The sequence below is a fragment of the Vibrio sp. JCM 18905 genome (assembly GCF_055393305.1).
Genome location: NZ_AP043879.1, coordinates 100,568 through 124,492 on the forward strand (window position 1 = coordinate 100,568; position 23,925 = coordinate 124,492).

20 protein-coding genes are annotated in these 23,925 nt (G+C 46.0%); 7 read left to right on the plus strand and 13 right to left on the minus strand.

Translation table 11 applies throughout. The features are described 5' to 3' along the window. Positions 1-4 precede the first annotated feature (4 nt). The 4 genes from greB (at position 5) to envZ (ending at position 3,241) form a co-directional block, all read left to right on the plus strand. A complete protein-coding gene (gene greB, locus ACZ5ZC_RS08675) occupies positions 5-496 on the plus strand; it encodes a transcription elongation factor GreB (protein WP_005394962.1) in 492 nt (163 codons plus the stop codon). A 105-nt stretch (positions 497-601) separates the two neighbouring features. Continuing rightward, positions 602-997 (plus strand): DUF1090 domain-containing protein, encoded by a 396-nt coding sequence (locus ACZ5ZC_RS08680; protein WP_052708167.1) that lies wholly within the window; start codon positions 602-604, stop codon positions 995-997. 129 nt (positions 998-1,126) lie between these two features. Beyond that, positions 1,127-1,846, plus strand: coding sequence for an osmolarity response regulator transcription factor OmpR (ompR, locus tag ACZ5ZC_RS08685; RefSeq protein WP_005394960.1), 720 nt, complete (start codon positions 1,127-1,129; stop codon positions 1,844-1,846). A gap of 102 nt (positions 1,847-1,948) precedes the next feature. Further along, the gene (envZ, locus tag ACZ5ZC_RS08690; RefSeq protein WP_047009400.1) at positions 1,949-3,241 is read left to right on the plus strand and encodes a two-component system sensor histidine kinase EnvZ; all 1,293 of its coding nucleotides are present in this window, start codon (positions 1,949-1,951) and stop codon (positions 3,239-3,241) included. Positions 3,242-3,314: 73 nt separating this feature from the next. Here envZ and ACZ5ZC_RS08695 read toward each other — a convergent pair whose 3' ends face one another. From ACZ5ZC_RS08695 to ACZ5ZC_RS08755, 13 genes are all read right to left on the minus strand, one after another. Further along, the gene (locus tag ACZ5ZC_RS08695) at positions 3,315-4,703 is read right to left on the minus strand and encodes a uracil-xanthine permease family protein (RefSeq protein ID WP_046874138.1); all 1,389 of its coding nucleotides are present in this window, start codon (positions 4,701-4,703) and stop codon (positions 3,315-3,317) included. A gap of 233 nt (positions 4,704-4,936) precedes the next feature. Beyond that, positions 4,937-7,018, minus strand: coding sequence for an ATP-dependent DNA helicase RecG (recG, locus tag ACZ5ZC_RS08700; protein WP_464931833.1), 2,082 nt, complete (start codon positions 7,016-7,018; stop codon positions 4,937-4,939). A gap of 252 nt (positions 7,019-7,270) precedes the next feature. Next, positions 7,271-7,954, minus strand: coding sequence for a tRNA (guanosine(18)-2'-O)-methyltransferase TrmH (trmH, locus tag ACZ5ZC_RS08705; protein ID WP_054867799.1), 684 nt, complete (start codon positions 7,952-7,954; stop codon positions 7,271-7,273). Between the two features lie 52 nt (positions 7,955-8,006). Further along, positions 8,007-10,127 (minus strand): bifunctional GTP diphosphokinase/guanosine-3',5'-bis pyrophosphate 3'-pyrophosphohydrolase, encoded by a 2,121-nt coding sequence (gene spoT, locus ACZ5ZC_RS08710; protein WP_005394948.1) that lies wholly within the window; start codon positions 10,125-10,127, stop codon positions 8,007-8,009. Between the two features lie 39 nt (positions 10,128-10,166). Beyond that, on the minus strand, positions 10,167-10,439 hold the full coding sequence (gene rpoZ / locus ACZ5ZC_RS08715) for a DNA-directed RNA polymerase subunit omega (RefSeq protein ID WP_005379346.1): 273 nt from the start codon (positions 10,437-10,439) through the stop codon (positions 10,167-10,169). Positions 10,440-10,620: 181 nt separating this feature from the next. After that, the gene (gene gmk, locus ACZ5ZC_RS08720; RefSeq protein WP_005394946.1) at positions 10,621-11,244 is read right to left on the minus strand and encodes a guanylate kinase; all 624 of its coding nucleotides are present in this window, start codon (positions 11,242-11,244) and stop codon (positions 10,621-10,623) included. A 285-nt stretch (positions 11,245-11,529) separates the two neighbouring features. Next, positions 11,530-12,753 carry a tetratricopeptide repeat protein gene (locus tag ACZ5ZC_RS08725; RefSeq protein WP_464931834.1) on the minus strand — a complete coding sequence of 408 codons (1,224 nt, stop codon included), beginning with the start codon at positions 12,751-12,753 and terminating at the stop codon, positions 11,530-11,532. 9 nt (positions 12,754-12,762) lie between these two features. Then, positions 12,763-13,395, minus strand: a complete 633-nt coding sequence (locus ACZ5ZC_RS08730) for an energy transducer TonB (RefSeq protein ID WP_006741809.1) — start codon at positions 13,393-13,395, stop codon at positions 12,763-12,765. Between the two features lie 4 nt (positions 13,396-13,399). Continuing rightward, positions 13,400-13,807, minus strand: coding sequence for an ExbD/TolR family protein (locus tag ACZ5ZC_RS08735; protein ID WP_005379359.1), 408 nt, complete (start codon positions 13,805-13,807; stop codon positions 13,400-13,402). A gap of 25 nt (positions 13,808-13,832) precedes the next feature. Then, positions 13,833-14,360 (minus strand): MotA/TolQ/ExbB proton channel family protein, encoded by a 528-nt coding sequence (locus ACZ5ZC_RS08740; RefSeq protein WP_005379363.1) that lies wholly within the window; start codon positions 14,358-14,360, stop codon positions 13,833-13,835. 9 nt (positions 14,361-14,369) lie between these two features. Beyond that, a complete protein-coding gene (locus tag ACZ5ZC_RS08745) occupies positions 14,370-15,731 on the minus strand; it encodes a MotA/TolQ/ExbB proton channel family protein (RefSeq protein ID WP_065275018.1) in 1,362 nt (453 codons plus the stop codon). Between the two features lie 3 nt (positions 15,732-15,734). Beyond that, positions 15,735-16,499: a DUF3450 domain-containing protein gene (locus ACZ5ZC_RS08750; protein WP_104971145.1), complete on the minus strand. Its 765-nt coding sequence runs from the start codon at positions 16,497-16,499 to the stop codon at positions 15,735-15,737. 65 nt (positions 16,500-16,564) lie between these two features. After that, a complete protein-coding gene (locus tag ACZ5ZC_RS08755; RefSeq protein WP_006741813.1) occupies positions 16,565-19,165 on the minus strand; it encodes a TonB-dependent receptor plug domain-containing protein in 2,601 nt (866 codons plus the stop codon). Between the two features lie 820 nt (positions 19,166-19,985). On the opposite strand from ACZ5ZC_RS08755, the gene ACZ5ZC_RS08760 reads away from it, so the two are divergent. From ACZ5ZC_RS08760 to ACZ5ZC_RS08770, 3 genes are read left to right on the plus strand one after another with little or no spacing between them, the layout of a single operon-like run. After that, positions 19,986-21,011, plus strand: a complete 1,026-nt coding sequence (locus ACZ5ZC_RS08760) for an ABC transporter permease subunit (protein WP_005394935.1) — start codon at positions 19,986-19,988, stop codon at positions 21,009-21,011. Position 21,012: 1 nt separating this feature from the next. Beyond that, positions 21,013-22,056, plus strand: a complete 1,044-nt coding sequence (locus ACZ5ZC_RS08765) for an ABC transporter permease (protein WP_006741815.1) — start codon at positions 21,013-21,015, stop codon at positions 22,054-22,056. A gap of 37 nt (positions 22,057-22,093) precedes the next feature. Further along, positions 22,094-23,920 (plus strand): extracellular solute-binding protein, encoded by a 1,827-nt coding sequence (locus tag ACZ5ZC_RS08770; RefSeq protein WP_464931835.1) that lies wholly within the window; start codon positions 22,094-22,096, stop codon positions 23,918-23,920. Positions 23,921-23,925 lie beyond the last annotated feature (5 nt).

A 23,925-nucleotide genomic window follows, 5' to 3' on the forward strand; every position in this document is an offset into this window, starting at 1 on the left:
TAACTTGAAAACTAAGCTGATTACCCGTGAAGGTTATAACAAACTCAAACAAGAGCATGATTACCTTTGGAATGAAAAGCGTCCTGAAATCACCAAAATCGTCACTTGGGCGGCGAGCCTGGGCGATCGCTCAGAAAATGCGGATTACACCTTCAACAAACGTCTGCTTCGTCAGATCGATCGTCGTGTTCGATTTCTTCGCAAGTTTCTGCCTGAAGTCACGATCGTTGACTATTCTCCGCAGCAAGAAGGCAAAGTCTTTTTTGGTGCTTGGGTTGAAATAGAAAATGAGGCTGGAGAGGTGAAGAAGTTCCGCATAGTTGGGCCTGAAGAGATTTATGGAGATGCGAAAGACTACATCTCTATCGATTCACCTATGGCGCGAGCGATGTTGAAAAAGCAAGTGGATGAAGAATTCACGGTACGCACCCCAGAAGGTGAAAAAGAGTGGTTCATTAACTCGATTGAATACAACAAACCAGCCTTGGAAGACTGAGGCTTTATCACTGATTCAAGTCTCTTGAAGTTCACTAGAAGTGACTTGAGTCTCAACGTCAGCTTATTGGATACAAAGGCATGGTGCCTTTATCGGAGAAGTAAAATGAACAAAGCAGTCATGTGTGGTGCTGCACTAACAATAGGATTCTCACTCTCAGTTTTTGCTCAAGATGAAGTGAAAGGCTGTGACGCCAAAGAGTTAGCGGTAGAACAGCAGCTTGAGTATGCGAAAGCACAAGGTAATGAACATCGAATTAAAGGCTTAGAACAGGCACTTACCGCTATCCAGAATGAATGTTCGGAAGGTGAACTGCGTCAAGAACTGCAAGCGGAAGTGGACGAAAAGGCGCGAGACGTTGAGGTGCGTGAGCAAGAACTAGCGGAAGCGCAGCGTTCAGGGAAAGCAGACAAAATCGAGAAAAAACGTCACAAATTGGCAGAAGCACAACAAGAGTTGCTTGAGGCCAAACGTGAACTGGAATGGAATTATGGCCAATAGTAGGTGCTGAAAATACCTGCTAGAGAGAAAATAAAGCGCTTAAGATAAAAAGAGTAACAATTTGCTTGAGCACGTTAGGAAAAACAGTGATACATTTTCGACAATAGATGCTTCTGAAAGGATGTTTCAATGCAAGAAAATCATAAAATTTTAGTGGTTGATGACGATGCTCGTTTACGTGCTCTATTGGAGCGTTACCTTTCTGAGCAAGGTTTTCAGGTCCGAAGTGTCGCTAATGGCGAACAGATGGATCGCCTACTAACGCGCGAAAACTTTCATTTAATGGTGCTGGACCTAATGTTGCCAGGTGAAGACGGTTTGTCGATTTGTCGTCGTCTACGCCACGCGAACAACATGCTGCCAATCTTAATGCTCACCGCGAAAGGTGATGAAGTGGACCGTATTGTGGGTCTGGAAGTGGGGGCGGATGATTATTTGCCAAAACCATTTAACCCACGTGAATTACTCGCTCGCATTAAAGCCGTACTACGCCGTCAAACCGTAGAGTTGCCGGGCGCGCCAAGCACCGAAGAAAAAGTAGTGGAGTTTGGCGAGTTCCGACTCAATCTAGGCACTCGCGAGATGTTCCGCGGTGACGAGGCAATGCCACTGACCTCAGGAGAGTTTGCTGTCCTGAAAGCGCTCGTGACGAATGCGCGAGAGCCGATGTCACGAGACAAATTGATGAACATGGCACGTGGCCGAGAATATTCTGCGATGGAACGTTCTATTGATGTGCAAATCTCACGTTTGCGTCGCATGTTAGAAGACGATCCAAGCAAGCCACGCTACATTCAAACCGTGTGGGGCTTAGGTTACGTTTTCGTCCCAGACGGCAAAGAGGTGTAATCTCCTCACTCCATAGCCAGCACTTGGCTATAGCAACTTCAGCCTTCAAGTCCTTCCCTTCGAAGGCTGAAATTTCGCGATTAGGACCACCAGGAACGTTCCATGCGCATCCGAAGTTCACTGACACAATCTATTCTGCTGTTCATCTCTTTGCTTCTCGCTAGCCAAGTTTTCTCTTACTACGCCGTTTTTAACTACGCGTTGATGCCGAGTTTGCAGCAGTTCAATAAAATTCTCGCCCATGAGCTCAATTTGGTGCTTGATGATGAAGGGCCATTAAAATCTGATGCACCGCTGAGACGTCAATTATTAGAAAGGCTGGGGGTGACGGTTCACAGCCTTGACAGCGATAAAGCGGTTGAATTTCATCACGCGATGTCGATTGATTTGATGTCTGAAGAAATGAGCCAAGAGCTGGGTTCGCCTACAGAAGTACGCTTATTGCTTGGCGATGAAAGTTACATTTTGTGGATGCACATCGAAAAGTTGCCGAACTCCATCATTCGTATTCCGTTATCTGAGCTGCAAGAAGAAGATTTTGCACCGCTGTTTCGTAACAGTTTGATTATGGCGCTGCTGATCATTGCTGGTGGTTGGTTGTTTATTCGTTTGCAAAACCGTCCACTTTTGGCTTTAGAGAGAGCCGCGAAAGACGTCGGTCGAGGTGAGATCCCGCCCCCCTTAGCAGAGAAAGGCGCATCGGAGATTCGCTCTGTAACTCGAGCCTTTAATCAAATGTCGAAAGGTATTCAAGAGCTAGAAGAAGACCGAGCCTTATTAATGGCGGGGATTAGCCATGACTTGCGAACACCGCTGACGCGCATTCGCTTAGCGACAGAAATGATGTCTCCCGAGGACAGCTACCTTGCTGAAGGGATCATTAGCGATACGGAAGAGTGTAATGAGATCATTAGTCAGTTTATGGACTACCTCAAACCGGTGAACAAAGAATCGTTTGAACCTGTGGATATCAGTACGATTGCCAGTGATGTCGCCAGTTCGGAAGGTGGTTATGAGGCTGAAATTGAAACGGATCTTAATCCTAACCTGCCACCAGCCAAAGGAAGCGCCATTGCGATTAAACGGGCGATCAGTAATTTAGTTGTCAATGCACTGCGTTACGGCAATGGCTGGGTCAAAATCAGTACCGGTGTGACGGCAGATAAGCAGCTAGTGTGGATATCGGTAGAAGACAACGGGCCGGGTATCGAGCATTCTCAAATCGCAAAATTATTTGAACCCTTTACGCGTGGTGATACAGCTCGCGGCAGTGAAGGTACAGGGCTTGGGCTGGCGATAGTGAAGCGTATAATCAGCCAGCACTCAGGCTCTGTGGTGATGCGTAATCGCAGTGAAGGCGGTTTAATCGCTCAAATCAGCTTTCCTACCAAGTAAGTCGGTGACTGTACCATTTAAAACAAAAAGCCCAACCTAAACAGGTTGGGCTTTGCTTTTCTCTACAATCTTATTAAGACTCTTTCACTTCTTGAGGAAGTTCATCTTCGTCTTCCAGTTTCTCTGGCAGAAGTAGGTTTAAAATGATCGCTGTGATGCCACCTGCTGCAACACCAGTTGAGAAAATACTCTTAATAAATTCTGGCATAAATTGCAGGATCTCTGGTTTTTGTGCGATACCAAGTCCCATTGAGAAGGATAAGGCCATGATCAGAATTGCGCGGCGATCGAGCTCAACACGAGAGATAATACGCACACCAGCGGCAGCAATCGTACCAAACATGACAATCGTTGCGCCGCCAAGTACTGGCTCAGGAATCAGCTGAACAAAGCTAGCGACGCCAGGAAACAAGCCAAGAATCACTAACATGCCAGAAATAAAGTAACCCACGTAGCGGCTCGCAACCCCTGTTAGCATAATGATGCCGTTATTCTGGCTAAAGGTGGAGTTCGGGAAACTGTTAAACACGGCTGCGATTGCAGAGTTTAAGCCGTCTGCTAGTACACCCCCCTTAATGCGTTTCATGTACACAGGGCCTTTTACTGGCTCGCCAGACACTTCGGATGTGGCGGTAATATCGCCGATGGCTTCTAGTGCGGTAATAAAGAAAATCAGTACCAGCGGAATGAACAGAGACCAGTCAAACGATAAGCCATATTGCATTGGTACGGGCAGTGCTACGATCTCGGTTGTGCCTAGCTGAGAAGTATCTACCATCCCCATAAAATACGCCATGATATAGCCTACCAGCATCGCAATCACAATCGAAGCCACACGGATGTATGGGTTTTTAGAGCGGTTTAAAATCACAATTAATCCAAGTACCGTCCCAGCCAGAGCAAGTTTGTCTAAGCTGCCGAAGGTTCCCTCATTTAATGCCGCGTAGCCACCGCCCATTGATACTAAGCCGACTTGAATTAGTGTGAGACCGATAAGAGTGACGACAATGCCTGAAACGAGCGGAGTGATAATGCGACGAGCATGCTCTAATACGCGAGATAGGAAAATCTCTGCAAATGATGCGACTAAAATCGTACCAAAAATGGCTGCCATCATGGTGCTGATGTCTGCACCACCAGCTTTTAGCGATAGGCCTGCACCAATAATAGGGCCTAAAAAGTTAAAGCTGGTGCCTTGAACAGAGAGTAAACCAGAGCCAATTGGGCCAAAGGTGCGAATTTGAATAAACGAAGACACGCCTGACGCAAATAAAGACATGCTGATGATGGTATTCGTTTGGTCTGCTGGTACACCCAGAGACTGACAGATGATCAGTGACGGAGTGATAACCGCGACGAACATCGCCAATAAGTGCTGAAGTGCGGCAAAAATGGTTTGAGGCAAAGGTGGTCGATCATTGAGTTGATAGACCAGTTCCGAAGATCGGTTTGAAGTTGTCATTGTTTGTCTCGCTAGTCGCAATATATTCCCAGATCTCGCTGAATGGGAGAGCAGGGTGGAGTTGACGTCGTTACCTGTGATTGCTGTTAATCAGAGTCAACTCAGGTTGGTGGAGTGTGATGCAACACACTTAAAAATTTGTGCGCGATTATAGAGAGATTTACCTAAAAAGCAAACGATTGCTTTGGTTTTTAGTGTATTAAAAAACGAGCCATTTGGCTCGCTTTTAATCACTATGCTTTGGAGTAAATATCCCGCTCACCCAACCAGCGATCAATAATTGCTGTTGCGTTATTCGGGTAATTGTCATGAATATGACGCGCAATGCGCTGAACTTCGGGAATCAGACGTTGATCTCGAACTAAGTCTGCGATTTTGAAATCAGCAAGACCAGTCTGTTTTGTACCCAATAGTTCGCCCGGGCCACGAATTTCTAGGTCTTTCTGTGCAATGACGAAGCCATCGTTACTTTCACGTAGTACTCCGAGACGTTTTTGCGCGGTTTTCGACAGTGGAGAGTGGTACAGCAGCACACAATGGCTAGCAACGGAACCTCGGCCCACGCGACCTCTTAGCTGGTGTAATTGTGCTAAACCGAGACGTTCGGGGTTTTCGATGATCATCAAGCTAGAGTTTGGCACGTCTACGCCCACTTCTATCACGGTCGTTGCGACCAGCAAATGCAGTTTATTGTCTTTGAAATCTTGCATCACCGCTTGTTTCTCTGCCGGCTTCATTCGGCCGTGTACTAGACCAATTTTTACGTCCGGTAGCTTACGTTGAAGCTCTTCAGCGGTATCAGCCGCGGCTTGTGCTTCTAATACTTCCGACTCATCAATCAGAGTACACACCCAATATGCCTGCTTACCTTCGTTTAAACAGGCATTTCGGACACGCTCGACGATGTCGTCACGTTTTGTGTCAGGAATGGCGACGGTTTGAATCGGCGTTCGACCCGGAGGCAGTTCGTCAATCACGGAAGTTTCCAGGTCAGCGTATGCGGTCATCGCTAACGTGCGAGGAATAGGCGTTGCCGTCATGATCAACTGATGTGGGTAGGCGCCTTGTTTTGCGCCTTTTTCACGTAACTCTAATCGCTGATGGACACCGAAGCGGTGCTGTTCATCAATGATGACCAAAGCAAGGTGATGAAATTCAACGTGCTCTTGGAATAGCGCGTGAGTACCCACTACCATTTGTGCTTCACCACTGGCAATGCGAGCCAGCTCGGCTTCCTTTGCCTTACCTTTGAGTTTGCCCGCTAACCAACCGACTTGAATGTCCATTGTTTCAAACCAGTTGGCGAAGTTGATCGCGTGTTGCTCAGCCAATAGTTCGGTTGGTGCCATGAGTGCCACCTGATAGCCGTGCTCAATGGCACGAACGGCGGCCAGAGCGGCAACCAACGTCTTCCCCGATCCCACATCACCTTGCACTAGGCGCATCATTGGGTGGGGTTTTTCTAAATCGGTTTCAATCTCTTGTACTACTCGGGTTTGAGCGTTCGTAGGAGAGAAAGGCAGTTGGGCTAAAAGCTGCGTTTTTAGTTTATTGCAAGGACCGAGAGGTAACGCTGAATCCTTCTGGCCTTTGCTACGCACCGCCAGCATCGATAAGTTTTGTGCGAGCAACTCTTCCATGATCAAGCGGATTTGAGCAGGATGTTTGCCTTCGTCAAACTCATCTAAATTAATGGTTGGTGGTGGGCGATGAATGGTGTGCAGCGCTTGCGACATCGTGATTTGATGGTTATACAGCCCGGCTGGAAGTAATTCCTGCACTGCGGTTTTATCAAGCAGCGCTAAAGCTTGTTCGGTAAGGTTGCGCAATGTGATTTGGCGTAAACCATCTGTAGTGGGATAAACAGGGGTTAAGCTCTGTTCTACATCGGGCTTTTGATCGCTGACGTAAAACTTGTAGTCAGGATGAACAATTTCCAAGCCCATTCCACCGCGCTTAATTTCACCGTAAGCATGTACTAACTTACCTTGTGTGAAATTGTTCTTCATGGCCGCGGTAAAGTTGAAAAAGCGCAGCGTGATAGTGCCATTACCGTCGCTGATTTTTACCGTTAACATTTTGCGCTTACCGAAGATGGTATCGACTGCCATGACCTTGCCTTGCACGGCCGCCCAAAGGCCAGCATGCAGTTTAGCAATAGGATAAATACGGGTACGATCTTCGTAGCGCAGTGGAAGATGAAACAGCAAATCTTGAACGCTATGTAAGCCAACTTTGGCGAGTTTTTCTGCGACTTTCGCGCCAACCCCAGAAAGGGAGGTTAATGGGACGGCAGATAACATTTGGGCGGACATAGAGGGCTCAAGAAAATGGTTAACATAGCAGTATGTTAACCATGGAGCTGTGTTTTTGTACAGGAAAAAATAGTCATGCTTTAGTTAGTGTCATGATTTGACTGATAACCTGTCATTCCGAGGAGCCTAGCGACATCAGGAATCTATTTCCAACAAGTATGTCGTTGAAGTTAACACTATCAGCATCAGCACACTCGGGAATTAGATCCTGAATCACGCTCCTTCGTCGCTGTTCAGGATGACGAAAGCCTGTTACTTGCTTTGCATCTCTTGCCACCACGCGTCATCGGCGATGATTTGACCTTCTTCATCGAGTGGCGGGTAAACGAGCCCTTTTCGTTTCGCGACTTTTGCCAGCACCGGGTGGCCACGTTCAAAGAGAATACGGTTGATTGCCTCTTTAGGTAGAGCGCTTTCTTCTCGGTCGTACATGCCTGCGGCTTCACGTTGACGTTGCGCTTCATACAAAATTACGGCACTGGCAACCGATACGTTTAGTGACTGTACCATGCCGACCATTGGGATAATAATGTCTTGATCGGCAAGCTGTTTGGCTTGCTCTGAAGCGCCAACTTTTTCGCTGCCTAAAATAATGGCCGTTGGTTTGGTGTAGTCGATCTCGCGAAAATCGACGGCGGTGTCCGAAAGATTGGTCACCAAAACCTGCATACCTTGCGCTTTCAGTTCGGTAATCGCAGTTTCAATGGAATCGTGAGTATCCACTTCAACCCAGTTACGCGCGCCAGCTGAGGTATGGCTCAGCGTACGCATTTTGTCAGGCCAAATGGCATGAACTTTGTGTAAACCTGTCGCGTCAGCGGTGCGGATCACGGCAGAGACGTTGTTTGGCTTATGTACTTCTTCGAGACAAAGTGTCAGATCAGTTTGGCGAGTTTTTAGGACTTGGTGAATACGGTTGTAACGTTCTAGGTTCATATTTATTGAGGTATAAAAAATCGCCACCTAACAGAGTAGGTGGCGATAGAGGTTAGTTCTTTCTGCGTCTGACTCGGGTTGCTTGAGGCATTGCCTTAATCTTACGCATGATACCAGCAAGGTGGACACGATCTTTCGTCGTCAACAGCACAGTCACAGTGTACAAACGACCATCACGCTCTTCCGTTGAAAGACCATGAATGTTTGATCCTGTTTTCGAGATCACGTTGGTCAGTTCTGCAAGAGCACCTTGGTTGTTCAGCATGTCGACTTTAAGTTCAGCAATAAACTCTTTGTCGTAGTCGTCAGACCAAGCGACAGCCATATAACGGTCTGGCTCTTTCTGATAACCACGAACGTTCGGACATGTTTCTCGGTGAACAACCAAACCACGACCAGGCGATACGTGAGCAATAATGTGATCATCTGGGATAGGATGACAACAATTTGCAAACGTCAGCAATAAGCCTTCTGCGCCACGAATCGGAAGCTTCTTCTTCGAGTCAGTTGGGATTGAGCTTGTTGTCGTGAGTTCTTCGGTGTCACCAAGGAGACGGCGTGCGATCACAATGCTCATCAACTCACCCAATCCAATAGCAGCCAATAAATCATCGATGCTTTCTAGACGAAGATCATTCAAGACTTCTTGGATATTTTCTGGATAAATTGAATCAATCGAGTGGCGGCCAAGTGCATGATTAAGTAGGCGGCGACCTAAAGTAATCGACTCTTCACGACGCATCGTTTTCAGTACTTGTCGAATCTTAGTGCGGGCACGAGAAGTCACGACATAGTTTAGCCATGCCGCATTCGGACGCGCACCAGGGGCACTGATAATTTCCACCGTCTGACCGTTTTTCAATGCCTTACTCAATGGGTAAGGGTTACGGTCAACACGAGCACCAACACAAGAGTTGCCTACATCGGTATGTACGGCATAGGCAAAGTCGACGGCCGTTGCGCCTAAAGGTAATTCAACGATACGACCTTTTGGTGTGAAGACGTAAATCTCATCTGGGAAAAGATCGGATTTTACGTTTTCAATGAATTCGAATGAGTTACCCGCGCTTTGTTGTAGCTCTAACAGGCTTTGCATCCAACGCTGAGCTTTCACTTGCGCAGTGGTGCCAGATTTGTCGCCTTTGTCTTTATAAGACCAGTGCGCCGCGACACCTTTGTCCGCCATTTGATCCATATCTTCAGTACGGATCTGTACTTCAACAGGTACGCCGTGTGGGCCAACCATGGAAGTGTGTAGCGATTGATAGCCGTTTGCCTTTGGTACCGCGATGTAATCTTTCATGCGACCAGGACGTGGCTTATACAAGCTGTGTACTTGGCCTAAAACGCGATAACAAGTATCAGCGGTATCAACAACGACTCGGAACGCATAGATATCCATGATGGTGTGAAAGCGCTGTTCTTTGGTTTTCATCTTGTTGTAGATAGAGAACAGGTTTTTCTCACGACCAACGACGCGAGCATTCAAGCCGAAGTCTTGCAGACGGCCTTCTATTTCGCTGTGAATGCGTTGGATCATCTCTTTACGATTGCCGCGTGCCGCTTTTACCACTTCTTTTAGTACGCGGTAGCGGTTGGGATATAGCGCTTCAAAGCCCAGCTCTTCGAGTTCGGTTTTGATATTGTGAATACCAAGACGATGAGCGAGTGGCGCGTAAATCTCTAACGTTTCACGAGCAATACGACGTTTTTTATCTGGTCGAAGCGCGCCAAGCGTACGCATGTTGTGCGTGCGGTCAGCTAGTTTGATCAGAATGACGCGGATATCTTGCACCATGGCCAGAACCATCTTACGAAAGTTCTCAGCCTGAGCCTCTTTCCTATCGCGGAATTTGAGTTTGTCCAGTTTAGATACACCATCAACCAATTCTGCGACAGTGTTGCCGAATTTCTCTTCGAGATCTTCTTTAGTTACATCACAGTCTTCAATGACGTCATGCAGCAAAGCAGCTTGGAGGGTTTCGATATCAAGGCGCATTTCGGCCAAGATACGAGCCACAGCGACAGGGTGGATGATGTATGGTTCACCGCTAGAGCGGGTTTGCCCTTCATGGGCATCTCTCGCTACCACATAAGATTGACGCAGAGCCTCAATCTGAGGCTCTGTTAGGTATTCTTGGGCAACGTCTTTGAGGCTATCGAATAGATACAAATTATAGGCCCGGGAGGTTGTTGAATTCTAAAGTCAGAATTAACGGTTGTGAGCGATGCTGCTTACTGCCGCTAGCTCTGCCGCTTCTTGCTCTTGCTGTTCTTGACGTTCACGAGCGTCTAGAACTTCTTTAGTAATTAAACCTTCTTCGATTTCGCGTAGAGCGATAACCGTTGGCTTATCGTTCTCTTCTGGCACTAGTGCATCTTTACCGCCAGTTTGCATTTGACGAGCGCGGCGAGCCGCAATCAGTACTAGGTCGAAACGGTTGCCAACTTTTTCAACAGCGTCTTGAACAGTTACGCGTGCCATGAGGACTCCAAATAGTTAACTAAAATTTTAGAATGACGAGAAAGTATACAACCTAACTACTTTATTTACTAGCAATTAGACAAGCCACCGTTTGTGGACTTTCTCAGGTAGTTTATTGTGTTTTTCGCACTGAGCAAAAAACGAGAAATTCTTTATGTTTTACAGCGTGACTTTTTTGAAGTTACTCTGCTAACAACGCGTCAAGCATACCTTTATATTTAGCAGCTTGCTTTTCTTCCTTCAATCTCTCTGCACGCAAGATGGCTTTAAAGTCCATCAAAGCGGTATCAAAATCGTCGTTTACGATCACGTAGTCGTATTCGCTGTAATGAGAGATTTCTGACTTGGCTTCAGCCATACGTTTTGCGATCACTTCATCGCTATCTTGACCACGAGTGTTCAAGCGACGCTCTAGCTCACCGTTTGATGGTGGCAGGATGAAGATGCTTTTGGCTTCAGGCATTTGCTCACGGATTTGACGTGCGCCTTGCCAGTCGATATCTAGAAAAACGTCGATACCTTTATTTAGCGTTTCTTCAATCCACACACGAGAGGTGCCGTAATAATTACCAAACACTTCAGCGTATTCTAGGAAATCACCTTTAGCGATCAGCGCTTCAAACTCATCTTTCGCTACAAAATGGTAGTGGACACCATTTTCTTCACCAGGTCGCATGTTACGCGTGGTATGAGACACAGACACTTTCATTGCGTAGGTTGGATTGCGTTCCAACATCGCTGAGATCAAGCTAGATTTACCTGCGCCGCTAGGTGCAGATACGATATAGAGAGTACCTTTGCCCATTGTACTGTTCCACTTTTGATTGGATTGATTGAGTGCCGAAGGAAAGTCCGACATTCTTATAACGATAGCACTGGCAATGATAAATCAACCACCAAAGGGATGGATATTGGTGATAATCCCGCCAGAAAAATGGAGGCGAAGAGTATCATGATCTCTATTTTGTTACCAGTTGATCTTTTCGTCTTACTTAAATGTTGAAAAGAGCTCGCATGCGCAAAAACAAACGAAAAAAGGGGAAGCTTTCACTTCCCCAGGCGTGCGACTGACTCACACTTAATCTTCAAATTATCCTTGGGATTCTAGGAAATTTATCCAAGGGCTAACGGTAGACCTAAATTTTGGCGATTGAGCCGCGCCTTTCATTGCCTGTAAGGCCTTTTGTGGCTGCTTAAGCTCGAAATAGGCCATTCCGCGAATGTATTCAAGTTCTGCCTTTTGCTCTTTAGAGGCATTCGATGCTGCGTTTTCTACAAAGCGAGTCGCTTCAGAATACTGCTTGTCTTGTACCATTAAGCGAGCAATCTGAATTTGCGTTTTAGCAGAAGGAGCGATGTAATATGACTTTTTATAAGCGAGAATCGATTTATCTAGCTCTTTAGCTTGCTGCCAGAAGCTGGCCAAGCGATCATAGTTTTCCTTCGTCTTTTCAATGTTTCCAGATGCCATCTCCTTCTCAAGAGTTTTGGCCGCTTTATATGGAATACCTTGGTAAGCTAAGAAGTTTACAAAACGTAAGTACTCTTTCTCTCCTTCCAGTTTCCCCATTTTGTAAACCATTTCTAAGGTTGCTAAAGAGTTTTGCTCTTGACCCAACTCCATATAAACGCCAGAAAGTTGCATCCAGTAACGCTTTTTCTGAGGGTACTTTGAAGTAAGGGTTTTAAGCACACTGGCAACGCTTTTCAGCTGGCCTAACTCGTAGTGAGAGGCAACGAGAATTAAGTACCAAGACTCACTTGGGCTCTTGCTCATCGCAATTGCTTTTTTGGTTGGTGGGATTGCATTTCTGTAATCTTCCAACTGGACATAAGCGCTTGCTAACGTGATATAAGCATGAGCTTGAGGCTTCTCTTTGGTTGTTTCTGCAACTTTGAACCATTCTTTCATCGTTTTCACAGACAACGTGTACTTCTCTTCAGCTAGGTAAAGCTGAGCCAAGCTGTAGCGAACTTGTTGAGCGACTGGAACGGGAAGCGCATCGAGCTTTAATGCTTCGGCAAAGTATTTCGCGGCTTGCACATAATTGTCTTGTAGCGAATACAAAAAGCCCGTTTGCTGAAGTAAAACTGCTCGGTCGTATTTTTTCGAACTTGTGCTTTCTAAAGCGCTTGCTAATTTTTCTTTCGCTGCTGAATATTTTTCAGTTGCGATCAACTCTTGCACTTTGTTGACGGTTCGAAATGTCCGGTCTGATAACTGAGGAGCTTCTTTTGCCATCGTAGGAGCGGCCATTGCCACTCCTGCGAAGAGAATTAAAGAAGCCACTTTGCTTTTCCATAAACTTTTCATCGTGACTCCTTAATTGGTTGAGAACTCTATTTCTTGCGATAGGCGTGAGCTAACAGGTTTCCCGTCAACCAATTTTGGTTTAAATGTCCATTTAGAGACTGTTTTTCTTGCCGCTCGACCGAGGCCTAAGCGTCGTGGTTGCTCTTTAAGAACTTTGATGTCCTCTACGGCACCACGTGCGTTTACAGTAAACTCTAGTAAGACAACCCCTTTTTCAATTCCTGCTTTCGCAGCCTTTCTAGGCATTTGAGGCTGGAATGTTGCAAGAGGGGTCGGACCTCCGCTACCCGCTAATTGTGCACCTCCACCCTGGCTATAATGTCCAAGCACCGAGCCACCTGTAACATTTACGGGTAGGTCAAGTTTTGGCATATCCATTGGGGTCTGCTCCATCACCGGTTTTACTGTCGCTGTCACTTTCATTTCTGGCGGCGGCGGCGGACGCTTAGGTGGTGGTGGTTTTGGAAGTTCGCGTTTTTTCTCCTGTATTTTTTCTTCTGGTTTAATGCGAATAAACTCGACCATACGCAGGTCATCATTCGACACTAACTCGTGGCGCTCTTTGTTTACTAGCTTGTCCATCCCCCAGAACAACCCGAGGGAGACAATGAGCGCCAGTGCAATTGAGGCCAGATACCGCATAAGCTTAATCCTTATTGGTTGCGGCAATGGAGATGCTTTCTACACCTGCCATTTTGATCTGGTCCATAACCTTCACGACTACGCCAGCATTTGCTTCAGTGTCGGCTTGGATAACAACTGCGCCATCAGGACTTTCTGCACGAAGACGTTCAATATTCGCGCGAACCGCGTCCACTTCGATGCGGCGTTTATCAACCCAAACATCACCCGCCGCACCAACTGCGACCATGATGTTACCTTTCTTAACGGTTTGCGCTGAGCTTGCCGTCGGACGGTTTACTTCCAGACCTGCTTCTTTTACGAACGATGTTGTTACGATAAAGAAGATCAACATGATAAATACGATGTCGAGCATCGGTGTCATATCGATAGCGGTTTCATCACTGCTATCACTGCTATAGCGTCTTTTCATGACCTATACCTCTAATTCCATTTACTCAGGCAATATGCTTTAGCTTATCTTCCAGCTTTTGCGTTGTGACTTTGGCTAAATGATCAAGACGTGAACTAAAGAACAGTCCTGATAGAGAAGCCACCATCCCGGCTAAAGTTGGGATTGTTGCCTTTGAGATCCCCGAGGCCATTGCTCGAGGGCTTCCTGTTCCTGTTACCGCTAAGATGTCGAATACTTGGATCATGCCGACAACGGTGCCGAGTAGACCCAGTAGGGGACAAAGTGCAATCAATACTTTCACGATTGGTAGTCCCTTTTTATTCTCAATGTCCTGACGAGAAACGATTTCTTGTCGGATCATCTTAGCGTTCCAACTTTGATGCTCTGAGCGCCCTTGCCATGAGCCAACGGCTTTTTTCATGGCTTTTGGAGCGACGGCAGCAAAATAGAACCAACGTTCTAACAATACTGCCCACAGCATAAAGCTGAGGATGAAGATGGCGACGAGTACATCGCCACCCATTCCCAAGAAGCGCCTAATTGATTCAAGTTCTCCAACTAACCACCACATAACGCCTCCTTAGCTTTCGGCTTTATGCAGTTTTTCCTGATAGCGAGCGATGAAGCCTGCACTCTGTTCTTCAAGAGTTTGAACCAAACGACGACCTTTGCTGTGTACGATGGTGTAAAGGAACAGCAATGGAATTGCGACAACCAGACCTAGCATAGTGGTAACAAGAGCTTCAGAAATACCGCCAGCCATCAGTTTAGGGTCGCCGGTACCGAACAGAGTGATGGCTTGGAATGTGCCGATCATACCCATTACCGTACCCAGTAGACCAAGTAGAGGAGCTACAGAAGCAAATAGCTTGATTGAACTGATGAAGCGTTCAATGCTTGGAGCGTTACGTAGAATGATTTCGTCCAGCTTCGCTTCCAGATCTTCAAGGTTGTCACCTTTGTGCTCTTGGTAAGCTTGGATAACTTCACCCAATGGGTTGCCAGGAATCACGGTTTCTGATTTTGCTTGCTTACGCATTTTGCCGCCAATCACTTGAAGGCGTAGGAAGCAAACAAGAGCAATGATAGCGCCAACTGCACCCATACCAAGGATGACGTAACCTACAATGCCACCTTGATCAATACGTTCTTGAACGGTAGGGCTTTGTACAAGTAGAGACAGAATGACCCCACGGGATGGGTCAATAAACAATGGCTCATAGCTGTTTGATGCTGACTCAAATCCTGCAACATGACGTGTAATATTGGTGCGAGGCTGTCGAGAGAGTTCTTCGAACTTACCTGTTTGAGGTACATAAGTAACGTACTTACCATCGGCAATCGCGTTAAATTCACCGACAAGAGTGACATCGCGAACCGCTTCTTTACCTTCGCCATAAACAACCGTTGCTTGGGTTGTTGCAGTTTCGCCAGAAGCAACCACTTGTTGAAGAATGGTATGCCAGAAAGCTTCTAGCTCTTGTGTTGACGGCAGTTCTTTACTTTCAGCCAGTTTCGTTAGTAGAGCGTCACGCTCTGGGAACTGAACAGCGTTTTGAGAGGCTGCAAATAAGCCCTTAAACTCTCCCGCATACTGGCGGACCACACCAAACATTTCGCCCAAAGTACCAGAGCGAACACGTAGGGTTTCTGTTAGTTCAGTTAGCTGCTTATCGTTTTCATCAAAGGTTGCTTTAAGTTGATCGCCCAGAGCTTGCTGCGCAGCTAACTCTTCGCGAGCTTGTTGCAATAATGCCGCTTGCTTATCGCGGTTGTTCTTGAACTCAGCTTCACGGGCTTTGTTCTCTTTCGACTCAACGATGCTTTCTGATTTTACGTTTTTAAGTAGTTCAGATAAGTTTTTAGGCGCTTCTGCTTGTACGCCAGAAACCATAAATAAGCTCGCTAGTAGGCCAGCGGCTAGAGTTTTGAATCCTTTCATCTCTTATTCCTCCCCAGCAAATACAGGCAGTTTGATTAGCGCTGGTGGCGCTTGCTTCTTCGCGATACGAAGGCCTTGCTGTACCGCGATGCGGTAGCTTTCCGGTAATGTTTCCCACTGACGTGTTTGTTGGTTCCACATACCTGTCTCACCACCGTCTGGAGATTGGAATAGAAGTGCTGTGCGACCAATACGTAGGAAATCGTAAGTCACGGTTTCACCATTTCGGTCTAGGCTAGCTTTGTAAGATTCGATTGAGCGAGAGAAGCCTTCTTCAATTTGGTACGCTTCCATCACTTTACGGAATTTCTCTGAAGTTGTTACGTCGGCGCGATCCATGAGACGACGCAGTTCTTGAACTCGCTTATTACGCTCTTTTTTCTGGAAAGGCAGATCGAGAGTCACAAATTCGTCGAGTGCATCGATCATTTTTAATGTAAGTGGCACCACTTCTGTTGCCGTTTGATCGATTTGAGCAATTTGGTTATTTAATGAGTCCAACTCGCCTTGCTGCGATTGAACCATACGGTTAATTTGCTCGTTGTAGACTTTCATACTGTCGATTTGACGAAGTAAGCCTTTGTATTCTGCCAACATGCCTTCAGTGCTTTCGGCATAGTTGTCGATTTTTTGTTGCGAAGCTTCTGAAGATTGATTTGCTTTTGCTTGTGTGGAAACGACAGCACCAGAGTTGGCCGCTACAGAGCTACTACTGATAGTAAGCAATGCTGCAGCTATGGCACTGAGACCAAATTCCTTGAATTTCATGGTTGCATCCTTGTCAGTGTTTTAGTCAGTCGAAAAGGGCGCGGAAAACCCGCGCCAAATATTTTTTAGAAGTCGTATGATGCCTCGATGTAAAGCTGACGGCCGATTGGATCGTCATATCCAGTTGCATAGAATGGAGAGGTATCATTTAGAGGATCGGCAGGCGGTACCTTGTCAAACATGTTAATAGCACCAAGAGTTACACGACCACTCTCGTTGAATTGGTAAGAAGCCGTTAGGTTCCATGTTGTCATGCTAGCGATTTCTGCTTTGTAACCAGCTTTCTTAGCAGAGTCACAGTCATCAAAGTAGTAACGGTTCGCATAGCTTGAACACATACGGTCACGGTATTTACCAAATAGGTTGATAGCGACATCTTCGTATGCCCAGCCAAGGTTTAACGTTGCGGTGTATTCAGGCATGAAATCTCTTTCATCCGTTACTGGCTCACTGTCGTTCTCTTGATATTCAGCAATCAAGATCTTAGTTACAGCTACGCGCGTATTGAATGAACCGAACTCATTAGTGTCGTAAGCATATTTCACAGCAAGGTCAACACCAGAGCGCTCTTCATATGACTGGTTGACTGGGCCGTAAGATACGGACTTGATTGTACCGTCTGTATTACGAACTACTTCTGTGCCTGGGTATTTACCTGGATCGTTAATTACGTCTTGGTAAGTTGGTGCTGTTACGACGTCTTCCATCTTGATGTGGTACCAGTCAACGGTTACGCCAAGGTCATCCACAGGTTCCCACGCTAGACCCAAGTTAATGTTTGTACTTGTTTCTTCTTTCAGCTCAGAGTTAGGGCCGTTAAGCGTATCGAAGTATTGAGTATCACACTCTGGGTACTTATCTTTATCTTGTGGGCCGCTACCACCAGCGTTGGCACAAAGCACAGGGTCAAAACCAGAACCAAAGCCTCGAGTTTGATCGCCAAATAGTCGTTTCAAGTCAGGAGCTCGGAAACCTAGACCGTAGCTACCACGAAGCAATAGAGTGTCAGTAGGACGGTATGCTAGTGCTACTTTAGGAGTGAAGGCTCCGCCTGTTGCCGAGTCGTCGAAGTAGTGGTCATAACGACCAGCGACTCTCATTTCCAAATCTTCAATGATAGGAATTAGGGCTTCGACACCAAGACCAATTTGATCACGGTCACCGCCACCTGATGTTCCGCCTAGACCAGAGAAACCACCAGCTGCTGTTGTCGCATCAATCGTTTCATTGTAGTCAGTACGGTTCCATTCACCATAAACAGCAACGCCAGACATACCAGCAGGCAGTTCAACCAAATCACCGGCCAGTGAGCCGTTAACAGAGTAAAGCTTTGAGTAGGCTTCTTTGCTTGATGTGCCGCTGTATTTGTTTACAACGTCTTGAGAGATAGGCCCTAGAAGATCGACATCGCCATTTTGTACGGCTTGATCAAGAGTTAGGTAGATTGCTGGGTTGCTTGTTTCAACGCTTTGCTCTGAGTAACCAGCTGATAGGTCCCAATCATACGTATCAGCAAGCAGGCCGTTCAAGCCTAAGGTTAAGCCAAAAGAATCGGCTTCAGTGTTACTTTCGCGTGGGCCAAATTCGACCATACGGCGAGTGTATTCACCTTCGCCGCGGAAGTGAGTGGCATCAACTTCGACACTGTAAGGGTTAGGTTCGAATTCAGATTCTGTAGATTTGTAGCCAAAACGGGCTTCTGCCATGGCAGTAACATTGTCGTTAATGTCCATTTCACCGCGTAAAAGCAGGTCTACTTGTTTGTTCTCTGGTTTCAACGTTCGGTATGCAGAGCGGTTAACACCACACTTGCCATCCGCTCGTTCAATAGCGGCATCACCAACGACTTCTTTACATGAAGAACCAGCATCAGCGGGTGTTAGAAGTGTTCCGTTTGCGCCTTCAAAGTTTGCACCGTAGCTAGAGTAACCACTTAGTTGAGAACGGCTTGAACCGTCATCGCCAGCCCAATCATCTCGGTCAGATTGTTTAAGCATTTCGTTGCCCGCAAATTGGCCAACGAAGAGAATACGTTTATCGTCAAAATCTTTACCTGCAACAACGTCTAAACGGCCATTTTGGTAGCCACCATCTGTTGCGTCACCCGCACGTACTTTTACAGAAACGCCATCAAAGTCTTTCTTTAAAATGAAGTTTACGACACCGCCGATCGCGTCGGAGCCGTAGATAGCGGAACCTGAATCAGTCATTACTTCAACACGCTCGATAGCGGCAACAGGGATTTGACCAATGTCTTGGAAGTTAGATGTGCCATCTTGAGCCAGTGGGTATTGAGGAAGGCGACGACCATCGATAAGAATCAATGTGCGTGAAGCGCCAAGACCACGTAAGTTGACTGACTGTGCTGCAGGTGTGAATGAGAAAGAGTTCGTTTGAGCCATTACACCACCGGTGTTTTGAGTCAAACTGTTCAACACGTCTTGCGCGCTGTTAAAACCTTTAGATTCAATATCTTTACTATTAATAACAGTAACTGGTGAAGGACCTTCCATATCCGTCGTGGAGATACGCGAACCAGTAACTTTCATCTTTTGAAGTTTTTCAACTTGTTGCTCTTCTGCCAGTGCTGTTGCTGGGGCTACGACTGCTGCTGTCCCTAACGCAAGGCTTATCGCAACAGATAAAGCGGTTGTGTTTTTATACATCCTTGTTGCTCCGATTATTATTATTTCCTATGTCTGGCCGCATAGCGGCCAATTGTGACGTTAATATTTCGTTAACGTTCGGCCAATGTATAACCGAGATGAAAAAAGGAAGTCAAACCAGTGGTAAACGGGGATGCTTAAATGTAAAAAAGATGTAAATAACCAGGGTTAGTTTAAAACGCGGAATAAAAAACTAAATAGCCTTACCAAGGCGACATCAAATTTCAATAAAACACCGTATTTTGTGTTTCTTATAAACTTTAATGACTTATCTTGCCTATGGTTTTTTAGTGGGTAATTGAATCTGAAAAAAGATATTTTTCCAGTGAATTGTTCTGAGATGAGTTTTATATCGAATCCATACTTTGGTGACTCGAACTTATAGGGTGGTATCAAAATATGATACCCATTGCTGTAAAAGGGCTCACTCGTATTTTTAGGTCAAATATACATGTGGTGGATATGTCTATTTATTCCATATATTTGCATTTTTATGTAGGGTTTTGGCTCTAAACAGCCTAGATTGATATTCTGTGTGAATTATTTTTGTGGTTTTTTATAATTTTTTACAAAAACATTTCTGTTTTTCGACTTCGGAGGAAGTTTGTCATGTTTTGGTTTCAAACACTTGAAGCTGATGTGGATTCAAGATAAATATGACGCTGAAATTATTGCAGTAGTAGAAAAGTCTGGTTCTTGAAACGCAGGGAGTGTGTTTCAACAGTTTTAGTTACTACGAGATAAATATGCACCACTTTAGGCGGGGAACTTCCTCTTTCACTCCGCCTGAATTGGACAGTAGACAAGGAGCAAGTTGTATATGCTGTCGTACTTTTTACGCCGTTTGGCGTTGGTGATACCAACGTTTCTCGGGATAACTATTCTTATCTTTGCTATCACTCGTTTCGTGCCGGGCGGACCTGTTGAACGCATGTTGTCACAAATGCAGTCTCAAGGGGATGGTGCCGCATCAATGACGTCTGCTGGTGGCAATACCGCCCTTTCTGATGATCAAATCGCTGAGCTAAATGCGTTTTACGGTCTGGATAAGCCAGTGACAGAAGCGTATGTGGAGTGGCTAAGTCGCTTGGTCGTGCTAGACCTTGGTGAGTCAACACGTTACTACGAGCCTGTCTCTGACATGATTGCAGAGCGTTTACCTGTGTCGTTATTTTATGGCGGCATGACCTTTTTTATCAGTTATTTTATCTCGATCCCTCTTGGTTATTACAAGGCGCTCAAGCACGGCTCTGTGTTTGATTCCGCTTCTTCAATACTCATCTTTGTGGGCTATGCCTTGCCTGGCTATGTGGTGGGTGTATTGCTCATCACGCTATTTAGTTATCACTTGGAATGGTTTCCGATGGGAGGCTTTGTCGGCGATGACTTCGACGATTACGAAACTTTCTTTGAACGCGCCAAGGACATCATGTGGCACGCGGTGTTGCCTTTAATCTGTTACCTCATTGGCGACTTTGCAACACTGACAATGACGATGAAAAACAACCTGATGGAAAACCTTTCTTCAGACTATATCCGTACAGCTATCGCGAAGGGCTTACCTTTCAAAAAGGCGGTTCGTAAGCACGCGTTGCGTAACAGCTTAATCCCAATCGCGAGTCACTTTGGTAACTCTTTGTTGTTCTTCATGACTGGTGCCTTCCTGATTGAAGTTATCTTCAATATTGATGGCATTGGCTTATTGGGTTACGAATCAATCATGGAGCGTGATTACCCCGTTGTTATGGGTATTGTCGCCATTAATGCGCTGTTGCTGCTCATTGGTAACATTATTTCAGATATTTGTGTTGCTTTAGTCGACCCACGTGTGAAGTTTGGAGCGTAACATGATTAAAGTTAGTCCATTAACTCAAAAGAAAATTCGCCACTTTAAAGAGATCAAACGAGGTTATTGGTCGTTTGTCATTCTCTCAATCATGTTGATCTTGTCGCTCTTTGCTGAACTTCTGATTAATAGTAAAGCGCTAGTCGTCAAGTACGATGGTAGCTACTATTTTCCTGTTGTCAGTGATGTCCGTTTAGGCAGTGAATTTGGCCAAGAGTCATCCAGCGAAGCGGATTATCGCGTACTGCAAAAAGCGTTTGAGGCCGAAGGGGGCGACAACTTTGTTATTTTGCCGCTTGTGCCATGGAACCCATATGAACAAGATTTTAGTGGTGATTTCCCGCCAACAGCGCCTAGTGCCGAAAACAAGCATTATTTAGGTACAGATGTGATAGGTCGCGATATTTTGGCGCGACTTGTCTACGGCTTTAGAACGGCAATGGGATTTGCGTTGCTCACTATGGCAATTTCCTACGCGATTGGTACCGCAGTTGGTTGTGCTATGGGTTTTTGGGGCGGTAAATTTGACTTGTTTGTACAGCGACTTATCGAAATCTGGTCAATGGTGCCGTTTTTGTACGTCATTATGATTCTTGTCTCAATCGTTCAACCGACGTTCGCTCTCTTTGTCGCTATTAACGTGCTTTTCACTTGGATGGGGATGACATGGTACATGCGAACCATGACCTATAAAGAAGCGGCACGAGAATACGTAATGGCGGCACGTGCTCTGGGGGCATCGACGGGACGTATTTTGTTTAATCACATCCTACCGAATACGATGGTAATGATTGTGACATTGGCTCCGTTCACTATTGCAGCAAACATCACTGCGCTGACCGCTTTGGATTATCTAGGCTTAGGCTTGATGCCACCAACGCCAAGTTGGGGTGAGCTGCTACAACAAGGTAAGTCAAACTTAGACTCGCCATGGATTGTTGCTTCAGTGGTTACTTCCATTGTGTTGGTACTGGTAATGGTGACCTTTATTGGTGAAGCCATTCGAGCGGCCTTCGACCCGAAAAAATTCACACGCTATGTTTAAGCGAGCATTGTGAGCAAAACATAAAAAGGGAAGTTTTATGAAGAAATTATTTTTAGCGTCCACGCTGAGCGCCCTGAGTTTTGGTGCAATGTCAGCAACGCTTCCGACAGACTTAAACTGGCAAACAAACTGGGATGAGCCTCAATATGGTTCGCCTGAAGCGAAACGTGGAGGGACCTATCGCACCTTCATGTCAAGTTTTCCTCAGACGTTACGTAGTGTTGGCCCAGACGCTAATGCGGGGTTGCGTTCCTTTATCTTGGATGAGACCCCTGGATTGGTGGTTCGCCACCCAGATACTTTAGAGTTCATCCCTGAACTTGCTAACGAGTGGGCATTAGCTGGCGACAATAAAACCGTCTATTTCAAACTCAACCCAGAAGCTAAATGGTCGGACGGCAAGCCTGTGACTGCCGACGATTTTGTATTCATGCTTAAGTTTTATCGTTCTAAGGATATCCTAGAGCCTTGGTACAACGATTATTACAACAAAACCATTGCGGATGTTATTAAGTACGACGCTCATACGTTTGCTGTTAAGGCCGCGAAAGAGTTCAATCCGGAAGAATTGTTGCTACGAATGGGGGCTTTACGCCCACGTCCCGCACACTTTTATGCCAACCCTTCAAAGGATGAAAATGGTGATGGTATTCACGACAACTTTGTCCGTTACTACAACTTTAAGAGTGAACCAACAACCAGTGCGTACTACCTAGATGATATCAAAAAAGGTAGAAGTGTGACTTTCAAACATGTTGGTGAAGATTGGTGGGGTTACAGCAATAAGTACTACCAAAATCGCTACAATGTCGACAAGATTCGCATCACAGTGATCCGCGATAGCGATATTGCGATGAAGCATTTTGAAAAGGGTAAGTTGGATGCATTTGGTCTGGTTCTGCCAAGTCTATGGCACGATAAATCGAACACAGAACCGTACCAAAAAGGCTACATTCAAAAGTTCTGGGGTTACAACCAATTTCCAGTCGGTGCGGGCGGCGTATGGATGAACACCGCGATGCCTTTACTGGATGATTTAAACGTTCGCAAGGGCATTACCTACGCAATTGATTTTGATGGCATGATTGAGAACATCATGCGTGGTGACTACTCCCGTAAGCCAAACCCGACGGGTTATGGCCATGGTAAATACACCCTACCAGACGCAAAAGCACCGAAATTTGACCCCACAAAAGCGGCCGAGGCATTCGCAGCCGCAGGCTTTAACAAAATTGGTTCCGATGGTATTCGTGTCAATGATAAAGGTGAGCGCTTAAGCTTCGAGCTGACCTACGGAACACCTGTTCATACTCCTCGTATTGCCTTTTTGCGTGAGCAAGCCAAGCTAGCAGGGCTGGATATTGAGCTCAAGTTGGTTGATGGCTCATCCATGTTCAAATACGTACGTGAGAAAAAGCACGATTTGGCTTTCTTAGATATGGGTACGTCTGAGATCCCAACGTATTGGGAGTACTTCCATTCAGTCAATGCGAACAAGCCGCAAACTAACTCTTTCACAAACTACAGCACGCCAGAACTGGATGAAAAGATCATCGAGTATCGCTTTGGCATGGATATGGATAAAAAGATCCAGCTAGGTCATGAGATTCAGCGTGACATCATTGATGCTCACGTTATCGTCCCAGGCTACATGGTTCCTTATGTCCGCTATGGTCATTGGCGCTGGTTAAAGTTTCCAGATAAGCCAATGAATCGCATGACAGAGGCGCTGTTCAGTGGTGCAATCATAGGCGATGGCACTTACTGGATTGATAGTGATATCAAGAAAGGAACGAAACAAGCGATGAAGTCAGGCAAAGCTTTTGAACCTGTTGTTGTCGTAGATGACACTTATAAGCTGTAAGGATT